This window comes from Pseudomonas sp. ABa2 (assembly GCF_056676075.1).
This window is the reverse complement of sequence record NZ_CM155239.1, coordinates 2,341,431-2,354,792: the sequence shown is the minus strand read 5'-3', so window position 1 is coordinate 2,354,792 and position 13,362 is coordinate 2,341,431. Positions and strand designations below refer to the sequence as shown.

Genomic DNA, 13,362 nt, shown 5'->3' with positions numbered 1-13,362 from the left:
CGATGCACTGCGCATGCTCGGCAGGTTGGTGGCTGCAGCAGGCCCGTTCAACGGAGATTTCGGCTGTCGTCAGTTGAGAAAATATCACTCGGAAAGGCGCGGCGATGCCCGGGCCCGCCTCCCGCGTCATTCGCGCTGCGGGGGCGATTGGGTTGACTTGCAGTCAACCGAAAGACGCGGAAATCTCGCTTCACCGGCCCCAGCCCCGGTGCCATCGTTCGTGGCAACGACAACAAAAAGACATGCTCACAGGAGCCATGCCATGAACAATGACAATAGTGCGGTATACAACCTCATGCCTGACGCCAGTTCGCCTGCAAGCGCCGACACCCAGGGGCGCAAGCTCAACAAGACCGAGCGCAAGGCGATAGTCGCGGCGACGCTCGGCACTATCGTCGAGTACACCGACTGGGTGATCTACGCGACCTTCTCCTCGATTCTCGCCAAGCAGTTTTTCCCCGCGGGCAATAGCCTCACGGCGCTGTTGTCGGTGCTTGCCGTATTCGCCGTAGGTTTTCTCATGCGCCCAATCGGCGGTGCGGTGCTCGGCGTGTTTGCCGACCGCTACGGGCGCAAGAAGGGCCTGACGCTATCGATCCTGCTGATGTCGGTGGCCTCGCTGGTAATTGGCATCTGTCCCAACTACGAGAGCATCGGCATTGCCGCACCGATCATCCTGGTGCTGGCTCGCCTGACTCAGGGCTTTTCGGCCGGTGGTGAGTTCGGCTCGGCCTCGGCCTTTCTGATCGAATCGGCACCGTCCAATCGCCGTGCCTTCGCCGGCTCCTGGCAATGGTTCGCGATCAACGCCGGCACCCTGGTGTCCTTTCTGCTCGGTTTCGTGCTCGCCTCGGTGGGTAGCGACACCGCCCTGGAGGACTGGGGCTGGCGGGTGGCCTTCATCATCGCCGCGGCGATGGGCATGCTGACCCTGTGGATTCGCTTGTCGGTGCGTGAAACCGAGGTGTTCAACTCGCGCGTGGTGCAGAAGGCCGAGGATAAGCGGCCGATTCGTGAAATTTTCACCAAGCATCGCAAGGATGTGGCGCGGGTAATCGGCGTAGCCATGGCCGGCAACCTGCTCAACTATGTGTGGATGGTCAGTTATCCGTCGCAGGTGCATCTGCTGACTGGCATGTCGATTCGCGAGACGCTGCTGGCCGGGGCCATCGCGGTGGGCGTGTCGTTACTGTTGATGCCCTTGGCCGGCATGCTGGCCGACCGTGTCGGCCGGCGCCCGGTGCTGATCGCCTTCGCCGCCTGCGCCGCGCTGTGGGCCTGGCCGAGCTTCGCGCTGCTGCATGAGGGCATCAGCCTGGTGGAGGTGGCGCTGCTGCAGACCGTGTCGATGATTATCCTCACCGGTTTCGGTGCAGCCTCGGCGGTGACCATGGCCGAGCAGTTTCCGGCCGAGGTGCGTGTTACCGGCATCGCGCTGCCTTATGCGCTTTCGGTGACCCTGTTCGGCGGCACCTCGCCGTACATCATGACCGCCATGGCAGGCTGGGGGTACGGCCACCTGTTCTGGATCTACCTGGTGGCCGTGAGCCTGGTCAGCTTGCTGGTATACGTCCGCATGCCGGAGATGAAAGGTCAGCCACTGCGTTGAAGCTTCGGAGCGCCCAGGCCGCCTCTCGGGGCGGCCCTGGCGAAATCTCGCCAGGGCCAGCGAGCAGCGTCAGGGAGCACACCTTGTAGCCCAGCTGATCAATGAGCCAATTCGTAAGTAGCGCTTCAAAACCTCTGCAGCCTTGCACGTCTTGTCCAATCCTCGGCTGCCATCGACCATGCGCCGACCCCGAGGCGCTAGCCGCGGGAAGCAACGAGTAACCCCAACCGCCAAAACTCGCCTCAGGAGGTAACCCGTGATGGATGCCTACGCCAGCCCCATAGCCTACCGCCAGGTGCTCGGTTTCGTGGCCGGCTTGTGGCTGCGTCGTCGTGGATACTTCTTCCTCGGGTTGACCCTGACGCTGGCGGCGACCGGATTCGACCTGCTGCTGCCCTGGGCGTCGGCACGACTGATCGAAAGCGTCGCCGAGAGCGCCGATCAGGCGGTCGTGTGGCAGAGCTGGGCGTTGCTGCTGGCGGCGTTCGCCGGTTTCGCCATCAGTCGCAACCTGGCCCATCGCCTGTGGATTCCGCTGGCCGCGCGCAACATGCAGGCGGTTCTGTTGCAGGGCTTTGAACACGTGCTCGCCGCGCCTGCCGACTGGCACGCGAACCAGGCTACCGGCGAAACCGTGCGGCGCCTGCGCCGAGCGATGGAGGGGTATGACGCAGTCACCGACGCCGCCACCATCCACCTTGGCCCGGCACTGGTTGTGCTACTCGGGTTGATCCTGATGATCGGCTGGCGCGAGCCGTTGGCTGGGGTGCTCGCGTTGCTGGTGGCGCTTGCCTTCATCGCCAGCAACCTGCTGGTGGGTATGCACTGGATTCGCCCGGCCAGCCTGCAGGCCAATGCCAGCGACAGTCAGCTCAGCGGCATCGTGGCCGACGTGCTGGCGGCATCGGTGACGATCAAGGGTTTTACCGCCGAAGGGCGTGAGCAGGGTCATATGGCACAAGTCGCCCATGTCTGGGGGGCTTCCTCAGCCATGGCCTGGCGCCGCTTCGTCGACCTCGGACTGGTCCAGAACCTGTTGCTACTGCTGCTGCTCACCGGTTTGAGCGGCGTGGCGCTGTACACCTGGATGCTTGGGAACACCGGCGCCGGCGACGTAGCCTTCGCCGTGACCTCCTTCCTCCTCATGGCGGGTTATCTGCGTGGTTTCGGCGAAAACCTGCGGGTGGCGCAGAAGGGCCTGGAGGATGCGGCCGATGCGCTGATGCTGACGGCGTTGCCGCGCGAGGAAACAGCTGAGCAGGTGGTCGAGGACAGGCCCTGGCGTGGCGAGGTGGTATTCGAAGGGGTGAGCTTCGCCTACCCGTCCACCACCGTGCCTGTTCTCGATGGTCTGGACCTGCGCGTCAGGCCTGGGGAAACGCTCGCCATCGCCGGTCCCAGTGGCTCCGGCAAGTCCACCCTATCCCGGCTGTTGCAGCGCTTCTACAGCCCGGATAGGGGGCGCATTCTGCTGGACGGACGGGATATCGCAGCATTGCCCCTGGTTGCGCTGCGCCAGCATGTTGCAGTGGTGACTCAGGAGCCAATGCTGCTGAATCGCTCGATCCGCGAAAACATCCTGTACTCGCGGCCGGGCGCCAGCCAGGAAGAGATGATCGCCGCCGCCAAGGCAGCCTGTGCGCACGATTTCATCATGCAGTTGCCGCATGGCTACGACACCCAGGTCGGTGCCTATGGTGCGCGCCTGTCCGGTGGTCAGCGCCAGCGCCTGGCCCTGACGCGCGCGTTGCTGGTGGATGCGCCGCTGCTGGTGCTGGACGAGGCGACCTCGGCGCTCGATCCGCAGACCGAGGCCCAGGTGCTGGCGAATCTCGCCACCTTGCGCCCGCAGCAGACCCGTATCGTCATCGCCCATCGTCCTGCGGTGATACTGGCGGCGGACCGGGTGGTGCGGATGGCGGCGGGCAAGGTCAGCGAGAGCACCGCCATCTGAGCGGCGCCACCTCAGAGAACCAGCGGGACTTCGGCGACCTGTGCCAGGCTTTCGCGCTCGTTGCGCAGAAAATCGATCAAGGCGCGCAGTTTGGCGGGGACTCGGCGTCGGTCCGGATAGTAAAGGTGCAGGGCAGGGCAGGTCGGGCTCCAATCCTCCAGCAGGCGCACCAGTTGCCCCTGCTCAATGAAGGGTTCGATATAGCCATTGATCATGTAGGCGATGCCGAGTCCGTCCAATGCCGCTCGTACCAGAATCTCCGAGTCATTGAGGATCAACCGGCCCTTGGGCGGTAGGTCATACTTTTCATCGCCACGGGAAAAGCTCCAGCGCTCGATTTGCCCGCTGGTGGTATGGCGATAGCCGATGCAGTTGTGCGCCAGCAATTGCTGTGGATGAGTCGGCACCCCGTGCTGTGCCAGATAGCTCGGCGACGCGATGATCTGAGCCTGCAGCGGCGGCCCGACCGCGATTGCCACCATATCCTTCTCGACTGCCTCGCCAAAGCGGATACCGGCATCGAAACCCTGACTGACGATATCAACCAGCAGGTTTTCCACGCGTATCTCCAGGTTGATCTCCGGATAGGCAGCCATGAAGCGACTTAGCACTGGCTGCAGAACGATCAGATGCGCTGCTCGCGGGACGTTGATTCTCAACAGGCCTGAAGGATGATCGGCTTCGCGCCCCAGTTCGCGGGACGCCGAGGTCAGTAGCTCAAGGGCTGGCTGCACCCGCTCCAGGTAGCGTTCCCCGATCTCGGTGAGGCTGACACTGCGGGTGGTGCGGTTGAACAGCACCAGGCCTAGACGTTGCTCGAGGTTACGGATGCTCTGGCTAACCGCCGAAGGCGACACCCCCAGTCTCACCGCGGCGGCGGAGAAGCCCTTCTCCTCGGCAACGGCAATGAAAGTCAGCAGTCCGTCTAAATGGTCTTGACGCATAGACCGCTCCGGCATCGGTGGGGGCCGAATGTACGACATTGCCAGCGCGCCGATTATGCAGATGGGCTTCAAGGGGCATGCAGCGGGGCCCCGGTTGAATTACACCTACCATACTAGTAGATGTAACGGATAAAGGTATTTGCCAGGCGGCAATGCTCAACGCTCAGGGCGGGCGTTTCGGGCGAACTCAATGAAGGCCTTGAGCGCCGCGGGGACGTGGCGGCGGCTTGGATAGTACAGGTGCAACCCTGGGTAATAGGGGCACCAGTCTTCCAGTACCTGAACCAAGCTGCCATTGGCCAAGTGCTCGCTGACCATGTCCTCGAACACGTAGGCCAGGCCAACGCCCTGCAATGCAGGCCCGACCATCAGGGCGACGTCGCCCAGTATGAGAGGGCCTTCTACATCGATTTCCAGTTCGATACCGCCTCGGGCGAACTCCCAGCGATAGAAGGCGCCGCTCGGAAAGCGATGGCGGATGCAGGGCAGGCCGTGCAGATCCTGCGGCTGTTGTGGCGCCTGATGACGCTGGAAGAACTCCGGCGACGCCACCACCACCGAGCGCATGTAGGGCCCGATGGACAAGGACACCATGTCCGCCTCCAGGCGTTCGCCAAAGCGCACGCCCGCGTCGAAGCCGGCAGACACGACGTCCACCAGGGCATCGTCGGTCACGATGTCCAGGCGCACGTCCGGGTAGGCCTCGAGAAAGCGGCTGGCCAGTGGCAGCAGAACCAGTTGTGCGGCAGGTCGGCCGGCGGTGATGCGGAGGTTACCCGACGGTTTGTCGCGAAAGCTGTTGAGGTCTTCGAGGGCGTCGTCGATATCGCGAAAAGCTGGTTTGACCCGGTTGTAGAGGCGCTCGCCAGCTTCGGTCAGTGCCACGCTGCGGGTGGTGCGATTGAACAGGCGGACCCCCAGACGAGTTTCCAGGGCCCGCAACGCATGGCTCAGTGCCGACGCAGAGAGCCCGAGCTCTACCGCCGCGCGGCTGAAGCTGAGGTGCTGGGCGATGCTCAGGAAGATCGACAGATCTGCGGCGGATACCGGCTTCATATGTGAATCCTGCTCACAAAGTTATGTGAATTTCTTGGGATTATCACATCAGTAGTTGGATTTTAGAGTGGCGTCAACTCATCGAGAAGGCCCGGCAATGGTGCAGGGTCACTGACAGGAGGAGTTGATATGCGTACTTGGTTCATTACTGGAGCTTCCCGTGGTTTTGGCACGCTGATCGCAGAACATGCTCTGCGTGCCGGTGATGCCGTGATTGCCACCGCTCGCAAGCCTGAAGATGTCGTGGCCCGCCTTGGCAGCCATCCCAACCTGCTGGCCGTGCGTCTGGACGTGACCAGCGAGGCCGAGGCCCATCAGGCCGTCGCCGAAGGCGTCAAGCACTTCGGTCGTATCGATGTGCTGGTCAACAACGCCGGCTTCGGCGTACTTGGTGCGGTAGAGGAAACCAGCGCCAACGAAACCGAGCGCCTGTTCGCCACCAACGTGTTCGGTGTGCTCAACGTGATCCGCGCAGTGCTGCCGCACATGCGTCGCCAGCGCTCCGGCCACATCATCAACATTTCCTCCATCGGCGGGTACCAGGCCTACATGGGGTGGGGGGTCTACGGCTCCACCAAGTTCGCGGTGGAAGGCATCACCGAGGCACTGCATCAGGAAGTCGCGCCGCTGGGCATCCACGCCACTGTGGTCGAACCCGGCTTTTTCCGTACCGACTTCCTCGACGAGCAGTCGCTGGTGAAGACCGCGCTGGAACTGCCGGATTACGACGAAACCGTGGGCGCCATGCGCCGCTTCGCCAAAGATGCCAATCATGCGCAGCCGGGCAATCCGGTGAAGTTCGCCGAGGCCATTCTGGCTCTGGTCAATGCGCCGAAACCACCGCAGCGCCTGCCCTTGGGCAGCGACACCGTGGCGCGCATTGAGGAAAAGAACCACTTCGTCGCCAGCGAGCTGGCCGAGTGGAGAGGCCTGGCCCTGTCCACCGACTTCCAGGCCTGAAGCAATCGTCCAACCTTGTAGAGGAAAGACTCATGAAAGCCATCCTGTTCTCTGTACTCGGCGTGCTGATGACCACTCAGGCCATGGCCACCGATCAGCCGACCGCGCAGTCGTCCGACGCAGTCATCGATTACCACTACGGCATGCACCTGGATATCGCTCGGGTGGTGTCGCATAGCGAAATCCCGAATGTGTGTCATGCGGTGCCTGTGGAAATGACCTACGAGGATTCCAATGGTCAGCAGCACAGGATTCGCTATCAAGTAATGGGCAACGGCTGCCTGGGCGGCTAAGCCTCCCTCCTGCAACAGTCTCAGAAACCGGGCTTGCCCCGGTTTCTGTTTTTTCGCTCATTGGAATTGATCCGCGCTCAGGTTGAACGCGCCTTCGATATGCTCTTCGCGAAACTCGGAGTCGCTACGAACGTCCAGCAGGGTTACGCCTTCGGCAATCCGTGCTCGCGCTTGCCGCGGGCTGATCTGCAGTCGTCGACGGCGTAGCCTGCGCCGCGCGGCGCAGGAAGTCTTCGTCATGTTCGGCCATGGGGGACCTCTCAATAGGGTTTGTCGCCCAGGATGGTCGCGCGATGCATCACCCTGCGTTGGGGGCGGTAGTCGTCGACGGCGTAGTGCTGGGTGATGCGGTTGTCCCAGAAGGCCACGTCGTTTTCCTGCCAGCGCCAGCGGATGGTGAATTCCGGGCGCGTGGCGTGGGCGAAGAGAAAGCGCAGCAGGGCAGCGCTTTCGGCGGCTTCCAGTTCGTTGATGCGGTTGGTGAAGCCGTCGTTGACGAACAGGCCCTTGCGTCCGGTAACCGGGTGGGTGCGCACCACCGGGTGCACCACGGGCGGGTGGGTGCGCTGCACCTCGTGGTAATGCGCCAGGGCCTCGGGGGTGTTGCCGAAGCGCTCCAGGGGGAAGGAGCGGGTGAAGTCGTGGGTGGCGGTGAGGCCGTCGAGCAACCGCTTTAGCGGCTCTGACAGGGCGTCATAGGCCGCGCTGCTGCTGGCCCACAGGGTGTCGCCGCCATAGGCCGGCAGGTGCTTGGCAGCGAGTATCGCGCCGAGGGCCGGGGTTTGCAGAAAGCTGACGTCGGTGTGCCAGATGGCGTTGTCACGCACGTCGGTCACGGCGGTGTCGAGCACGAGGATTTCGGGCTGCTCGGGCACGTTGGGGTAGAGCGAGTGGATGTGCAGGTCGCCGAACTGGGCGGCGAGGGCGGCCTGCTGTTGCGGCTCGATGGGCTGCTCGCGAAAGAACAGCACCTGGTGCTGGAGCAGGGCGTCTTCGACTTGCTGGCGCAGGCTGGTGGTGAGGGGCTGACGCAGGTCGATGCCGCTGACCTGGGCGCCGAGTGCCGGGCTGAGCGGGGTGATGTGCAGGGTCATGTCGGGTTCTCGCTCAATGTGCCTGAGAAAGCTCGCCGCTCAAGCGCCTTCTCACAGGTGTGCGCGGTCGAGCAGGAGAGGGCGCCGTGCGTACCGACAGACCGCAAAGCCACGATGGGTGAGGTGCCGGTGGTGACTACAGCGAACGATCTAGCAGGAACTTGCTGAGGAACTGGCGCGTACGTTCGTGCTGGGGCGCGGTGAACAGGGTCTTGGCCGGGCCCTGTTCGACGATCCGACCCTGGTCGATGAAGATCGCCCGGTCCGCCACGTCACGGGCGAAGGCCATTTCGTGGGTGACGATGACCATGGTGCGTTTTTCCTCGGCGAGGTCGCGGATGGTGGTCAGTACTTCGCCCACCAGTTCCGGGTCGAGGGCGGAGGTGGGCTCGTCGAATAGAATCACCTGCGGGCGCATGGCCAGGGCGCGAGCGATGGCCACGCGCTGTTGCTGGCCGCCAGAGAGGCGCTTGGGGTAGGCGTCTTCCTTGCCGCTCAGACCCACCTTGGCGAGCAGAGCCCGAGCATGGGACAGTGCCTCTTCGCGCGACTCCTTCTTCACCTGCACCGGGCCTTCGATGACGTTTTCCAGCGCGGTGCGGTGGGGGAACAGGTTGAAGTTCTGGAACACGAAGCCGGCCTGCTGGCGCAACTGGCGGATCAGCTTCTGTTGGCTCTTTAGCGGCTTATCCGCATCGATATGGATGTCGCCAATGGTGATCTGGCCGCCGCTGGGCTGCTCCAAGAGGTTGAGGCAGCGCAGCAGGGTGGTCTTGCCCGAGCCGCTGGGGCCGATGATGGCGACCACCTCGCCAGCTGCCACATCCAAGTCGATGCCCTTGAGTACTTCGTTGCTACCGAAGGCTTTTCGCAGATTGCGCACGGAAATCATCAGCTGTCCTGCTCGTGCCGGTTGACCCTGGCCTCTAGACGCGCCTGGAAGTGCGCGAGGATGCTCGCCAGCACCCAATAGATGAGCGCGGCTGCCAAGTACATGGTGAAAATCTCGAAGGTGCGTGCGGTGATCAGCTGCGCCTGGCGGAACAGCTCCGGCACCTGGATGGTGGCGGCCAGGGCGGTGTCCTTGACCAGCGAAATGAAGCTATTGCCTAAAGGCGGCAAAGCCGTGCGCGCCGCCTGCGGCAGAATCGCCCGGTACAACGTTTGCGCCTTGCTCATGCCGATGCTGGCGGCCGCTTCCCACTGCCCCCGATCAATGGAGGCGATGGCGGCGCGGAGAATTTCCGAGGTGTAGGCAGCCATGTTCAGCGAGAAGCCGATCAGCGCAGCCGGCAGGGGATCGAGCTGGATGCCCAACTGCGGCAGGCCGTAGTAGATCAAAAACAGTTGCACCAGCAGGGGCGTGCCGCGGAAGAAGGACACGTACAGCCGCGAGAACCAGCGCAAGGGGGCTACGGCATACAGGCGCAGCAGGGCCAGGACGAAGCCCAGCAGCAGGCCGAAGAACATGCCGCCCAGGCTGAGTACCACGGTGTAGTAGGCGCCCTTGAGCAGAAAGGGCGCGGACTCCAGAGCCAGCTGCAGGGCGGACTCGATCATCGGGTGACGTCAGCCTTGAACCATTTCTCGGAAAGTTGCTTGAGGGTGCCGTCGGCACTCAGCTTGGCCAGCGCCTGGTCGATGGCAGCGAGCAGGGCGGGGTTGCCCTTGCGCAGGGCGATACCGGCCTCCTGGCGGGAGAAGGCGTCGCCGGCCACGGCCAGACGGCCACCGGTTTTCTCCACCATCTCGAAGGCGGCAAGGCGATCGACCAGGATTACGTCGATGCGCCCGACGTTGAGATCCTGGAACTTGGTCGGATCGTCATCGTAGGTGCGGATGTCGGCCTGCGGCACGTTGTCCTTGAGCCACTGTTCATAGTTGGTGCCGAGGCCTACGCCGACTTTCTTGCCGGCCAGATCCTGGGCGTTCTTGATGCTGTCGCCATCGGCTTTGCGGGTCAGCGCCTGGATACCTGAGACGGTGTAGGGCGTGGAGAAATCGTACTTCTTCTTGCGCTCGTCGGAGATGGTCACCTGGTTGATCACCACGTCCAGGCGCTTGGATTCCAGTGCGGCGAGGATGCCGTCCCATTTGGTCGGCTGGAACTCGGCCTTGACGCCCAGCTCCTTGGCCAGCGCTTCGGCCAGCTCCACTTCGAAGCCGGTCAGCTTGCCGTTCTCGTCCTGGTAGTTGAAGGGCGGGTAGGTGCCCTCCAAGCCGACCTTGATGGCGCCACGGGCCTTGATGTCATCGAGCAGGTCGGCGGCGAAACTCGGGGCGCTGATGCTGGCGCCCAACACGAGGGCCAGGCTGCCGAAGAGGAAATGGCGACGCAGGGTGGAAAGTTTCATGGTGACCTCATGCATATGGAAAGGTGGCGCCACTCTAGGGGGAAATCCTTATGCACATAAATAATTAAAAATTATTTATGTATTCATTTTTGTTTGTATGCGAAGAGAGCTGGCGAGCCGCCTGTGTGCAGGAACAGCAACGGCCCAACGCCAGGGAAAGCGCCTCGCTTGAGCCCGTCGAGCAAACCAGCGAAGGCTTTGCCAGTGTAGACAGGGTCGAGCAATATCGCTTCCAGGCCCGCCAGCAAGCGGATCGCCGCCAGGCCGCCGGCATTCGCTTCGCCGTAGCGCGGGGCGAAGTAGTTGTCCCACAGCTCCAGTTTCAGCCCTTCTGGCACATCTACGGCCAGCAGCTCAGCCGTACGTTGCAGCAGGTTTTCCACCTTGGGGCGTTGGGCTGCTTCGCTGCGCGAGACAGTGACGCCGATCACGCGTGTGCTCGGGCGCGCACTTTCCAGCGCCAGGGCCAGCCCGGCATGGGTGCCGGCACTGCCGGACGCCAGCACCACAGCAGCAAAATCCTGGCCACTGGCGGCGATCTGCTCGGCCAGTTCCAACCCGCCGCGCACGTAACCGAGCGCGCCCAGGGCATTGGAGCCGCCGATGGGCACCAGGTATGGAAGGCGCCCGGCTGCGCTGAGGCGCTGGCAGGCGCCCTCCAGCAGCTGGTCGGCGTTGTCCAGGCTGGCGACGTTCTCCACCTCGGCGCCGAACAGATCCAGTAGCAGGCGATTGCCGTTGCCCAGGTAGTCATCGCTCTGGCTGTCGATGGGGTTTTCCAGCAGAGCTAGGCAGCCCAGGCCTAATTGCGCAGAGACGGCGGCGGTTTGCCGTACATGGTTGGACTGGATTGCACCGGCAGTGACGAGCACATCGGCACCCTTGGCCTGCGCATCGGCGGCGAGATACTCCAGCTTGCGCGCCTTGTTGCCGCCGAGCGCCAGCGGGGTAAGGTCATCGCGCTTGATCCAGATATCTCGACCCAGGTGTTGCGACAGGCGTGGCAGGCGTTGCAGGGGGGTGGCCTGGGGAACGAGTTCCAGACGGGGAAAACGGGCGAGGGCGGCAGTGAGCATGGGAGCCTCCAGCAGATTGAAGGCTGTCTACTCTAGGTGGGTGATGGCGATGCTCACAAGCAAAAGTGAGTGGTTGTTTTGGGTATAAGAAAATAATTAAAAATTATTTTATGGAATAAAAATTTCTTCGTACTGTCGCGCTCAGCCCGTCACATCCGCCGGGCGCATGCCAATCGCGCCGGACTGCCGATCCAGCCGGTGCCACAGACCGAGGACAAGGAACTATCCCGGTGCCGCACGCCGAAATCCTCGAACTGATTAAGCCCGACCTGGCGCCGAGCGACATCTGCGTGCAAGCCATCAACGCCCAGGGCTATGGCGTACAACTGATCTTCAGCGATGGCCACGACCGCGGCATCTATCCCTGGGACTACCTGTGTGGGCTGACATCCTGAGGCTGGTGATGGCGAGAGAGAGAGCACTGAGAATCTGCTTAAAATCGTGAGCAGATCTGCTCAGAGGTTTTAACCCTAGGCTTCGCATAATGTATATTATGTTAAATCACGTGCCATTTCAGATATGTGCATGAATGTACCAGCCCCCGATTCGTTAGCCCCCTCTCAAGACCTCTGGCGAAGGACGTGTCGATGTTGCGTTCACCTCGAGCGCGACGGCTTCTTTATCGAGCCACGCCTACGCTCTGCAGGCATTCGATAAAGCCCGCCATGGCCGCCGAGCGGCTGATCCTGGGATACAGGGCGCCGATTTCGCGGTGGATCGGCGCTGGGCCAAGCTCTATGGCGCGAACGCTCCCCGGTAGCGGCAGGATGGTTTCCGTAAGCGGCACCACCGCCACACCGAGGCCATTCTCGACCATCGACAGCATGGCCTGGATATCATCGACCTCTATCCATTCCTGCAGTGCTATCGAGTGATCGCGCAGGTACCGCTCCACCTGTCGTCCGCCAAATGAGGATCGGTTGTAACGAATAAAGGGCTGCTCGCGAATCACTGAGCGCCAGTCTTCGCCAGGCACATTGCCTGCTGCCAGCAGGACATAGTTCTCGCATGCCAGCGGCGTCCATTCCAGTTCCCGTGGCGGTTCGAATGCCGGGCGGATGAGGATGGCCAGATCGAGCTCCCCTGCTTCTACTCGATCCATCAGTTGCAGGGAAACGCCTGGCGACAGATTCACTCGACAGTTGGCAAAGCGCTGGCGAAACGGCACCAACGCGCGCGTCAGGAGGGTCGCCTGCACCGAGGCAATCGCGCCGATCTCCAACGGCCGGGCCCACTCCTCGTCCTGGTTCGGCTCGCCCAATGCATCGAAACCGGCGACCAGCGCCTCGGCGCGGGCAAGCGTGCGCAGCCCGGCGGCGTTCAGCGTGGCCGAGCGACCAGTGCGATCGAACAGGGTAAAACCCAGGGTTTCTTCCAGGCGCCGCATATGGCCGCTGACCGCAGCCTGCGTCAGGCCGACCCGGTCGCCCGCCGCACTGAAGGTGCCATAACGGGCGACGGCGATCAGGGTGCGTAATTCGGTGATCATGGCGATTGATAAGATTTCGTTTTGCTCATGATCAGAACATATAGTTTTTTATGAACATTGTCGCCGACTAGGATGATTCCACTCACCCACAACGAGGGAACTCCAATGACTGCGCTATGCCCCTTCCACCTGGCCTTTCCGGTTGACGATCTGGCCGCCGCCCGCGACTTCTACGGCAACCTGCTCGGTTGCAGCGAGGGTCGCAGCTCGCCGGAGTGGATCGACTTCAATTTCTATGGCCACCAGATCGTCGCGCACCTGGCGCCCGGTGAGGCCGGCGCCGGTCCGGCGAACGCGGTAGACGGCCACGGCGTGCCGGTACGTCATTTCGGTGTGGTGCTGTCGATGGCGCAATGGCAGGCCGCCGCCGAACGCCTTACCGTAGCTGGCGTCGACTTCATCATCGAACCCTATATCCGCTTCAAGGGCGAGCCGGGCGAACAGGCGACCATGTTCTTCAAGGATCCAAGCGGCAATGCCGTCGAAATGAAGGCCTTCGCCGACATCAACAACCTGTTCGCCCGCTGACCACG

The 13,362-nt window shown here is 62.7% G+C and carries 14 protein-coding genes and 1 pseudogene; 6 read left to right on the top strand and 9 right to left on the bottom strand.

What is annotated here, in order from left to right:
- Window positions 1-262: 262 nt before the first annotated feature.
- Together AC1G9C_RS11490 and AC1G9C_RS11485 are read left to right on the top strand one after the other, a co-directional pair.
- A complete protein-coding gene (locus tag AC1G9C_RS11490) occupies window positions 263-1,609 on the top strand; it encodes an MFS transporter (protein ID WP_480410249.1) in 1,347 nt (448 codons plus the stop codon).
- A 259-nt stretch (window positions 1,610-1,868) separates the two neighbouring features.
- Window positions 1,869-3,563 carry an ABC transporter ATP-binding protein gene (locus AC1G9C_RS11485; protein ID WP_480410248.1) on the top strand — a complete coding sequence of 565 codons (1,695 nt, stop codon included), beginning with the start codon at window positions 1,869-1,871 and terminating at the stop codon, window positions 3,561-3,563.
- A gap of 11 nt (window positions 3,564-3,574) precedes the next feature.
- Here the strand turns inward: AC1G9C_RS11485 and AC1G9C_RS11480 are convergent, their stop codons facing one another.
- Window positions 3,575-4,507: a LysR family transcriptional regulator gene (locus AC1G9C_RS11480; RefSeq protein ID WP_480410247.1), complete on the bottom strand. Its 933-nt coding sequence runs from the start codon at window positions 4,505-4,507 to the stop codon at window positions 3,575-3,577.
- 156 nt (window positions 4,508-4,663) lie between these two features.
- Window positions 4,664-5,563 carry a LysR family transcriptional regulator gene (locus tag AC1G9C_RS11475; protein WP_122107923.1) on the bottom strand — a complete coding sequence of 300 codons (900 nt, stop codon included), beginning with the start codon at window positions 5,561-5,563 and terminating at the stop codon, window positions 4,664-4,666.
- A gap of 129 nt (window positions 5,564-5,692) precedes the next feature.
- Here AC1G9C_RS11475 and AC1G9C_RS11470 point away from each other — a divergent pair, with 129 nt between their 5' ends.
- On the top strand, window positions 5,693-6,523 hold the full coding sequence (locus AC1G9C_RS11470) for an oxidoreductase (protein ID WP_480410246.1): 831 nt from the start codon (window positions 5,693-5,695) through the stop codon (window positions 6,521-6,523).
- A gap of 32 nt (window positions 6,524-6,555) precedes the next feature.
- Window positions 6,556-6,816, top strand: a complete 261-nt coding sequence (locus AC1G9C_RS11465; protein ID WP_021446271.1) for a DUF2790 domain-containing protein — start codon at window positions 6,556-6,558, stop codon at window positions 6,814-6,816.
- Between the two features lie 57 nt (window positions 6,817-6,873).
- Here AC1G9C_RS11465 and AC1G9C_RS11460 read toward each other — a convergent pair whose 3' ends face one another.
- The 6 genes from AC1G9C_RS11460 to AC1G9C_RS11435 form a co-directional block, all read right to left on the bottom strand.
- The gene (locus AC1G9C_RS11460; RefSeq protein ID WP_480410245.1) at window positions 6,874-7,056 is read right to left on the bottom strand and encodes a rhodanese-like domain-containing protein; all 183 of its coding nucleotides are present in this window, start codon (window positions 7,054-7,056) and stop codon (window positions 6,874-6,876) included.
- Between the two features lie 20 nt (window positions 7,057-7,076).
- A complete protein-coding gene (tauD, locus tag AC1G9C_RS11455; protein WP_480410244.1) occupies window positions 7,077-7,910 on the bottom strand; it encodes a taurine dioxygenase in 834 nt (277 codons plus the stop codon).
- Between the two features lie 136 nt (window positions 7,911-8,046).
- Window positions 8,047-8,802 carry an L-cystine ABC transporter ATP-binding protein TcyN gene (gene tcyN / locus AC1G9C_RS11450; protein ID WP_021446269.1) on the bottom strand — a complete coding sequence of 252 codons (756 nt, stop codon included), beginning with the start codon at window positions 8,800-8,802 and terminating at the stop codon, window positions 8,047-8,049.
- Window positions 8,802-9,470, bottom strand: coding sequence for a cystine ABC transporter permease (gene tcyL, locus AC1G9C_RS11445; protein ID WP_021446268.1), 669 nt, complete (start codon window positions 9,468-9,470; stop codon window positions 8,802-8,804). Before tcyL ends, tcyN begins: the two co-directional genes overlap by 1 nt.
- On the bottom strand, window positions 9,467-10,264 hold the full coding sequence (tcyJ, locus tag AC1G9C_RS11440; RefSeq protein WP_480410243.1) for a cystine ABC transporter substrate-binding protein: 798 nt from the start codon (window positions 10,262-10,264) through the stop codon (window positions 9,467-9,469). The genes tcyL and tcyJ overlap by 4 nt, the downstream gene beginning before the upstream one ends.
- Window positions 10,265-10,347: 83 nt before the next feature.
- Window positions 10,348-11,340: a D-cysteine desulfhydrase gene (locus AC1G9C_RS11435; protein ID WP_480410242.1), complete on the bottom strand. Its 993-nt coding sequence runs from the start codon at window positions 11,338-11,340 to the stop codon at window positions 10,348-10,350.
- Window positions 11,341-11,633: 293 nt separating this feature from the next.
- Between AC1G9C_RS11435 and AC1G9C_RS11430 the strand changes: the two are divergent.
- Window positions 11,634-11,735, top strand: a pseudogene (locus AC1G9C_RS11430) (gamma-butyrobetaine hydroxylase-like domain-containing protein); the annotation flags it as partial.
- Window positions 11,736-11,959: 224 nt separating this feature from the next.
- Here AC1G9C_RS11430 and AC1G9C_RS11425 read toward each other — a convergent pair.
- Entirely contained in the window at window positions 11,960-12,829 is an 870-nt protein-coding gene (locus AC1G9C_RS11425; RefSeq protein WP_457787265.1) for a LysR family transcriptional regulator, read from the bottom strand.
- A gap of 105 nt (window positions 12,830-12,934) precedes the next feature.
- Here AC1G9C_RS11425 and AC1G9C_RS11420 point away from each other — a divergent pair, with 105 nt between their 5' ends.
- Window positions 12,935-13,357, top strand: coding sequence for a VOC family protein (locus AC1G9C_RS11420; RefSeq protein WP_480410241.1), 423 nt, complete (start codon window positions 12,935-12,937; stop codon window positions 13,355-13,357).
- The last annotated feature ends 5 nt before the right edge of the window (window positions 13,358-13,362 follow it).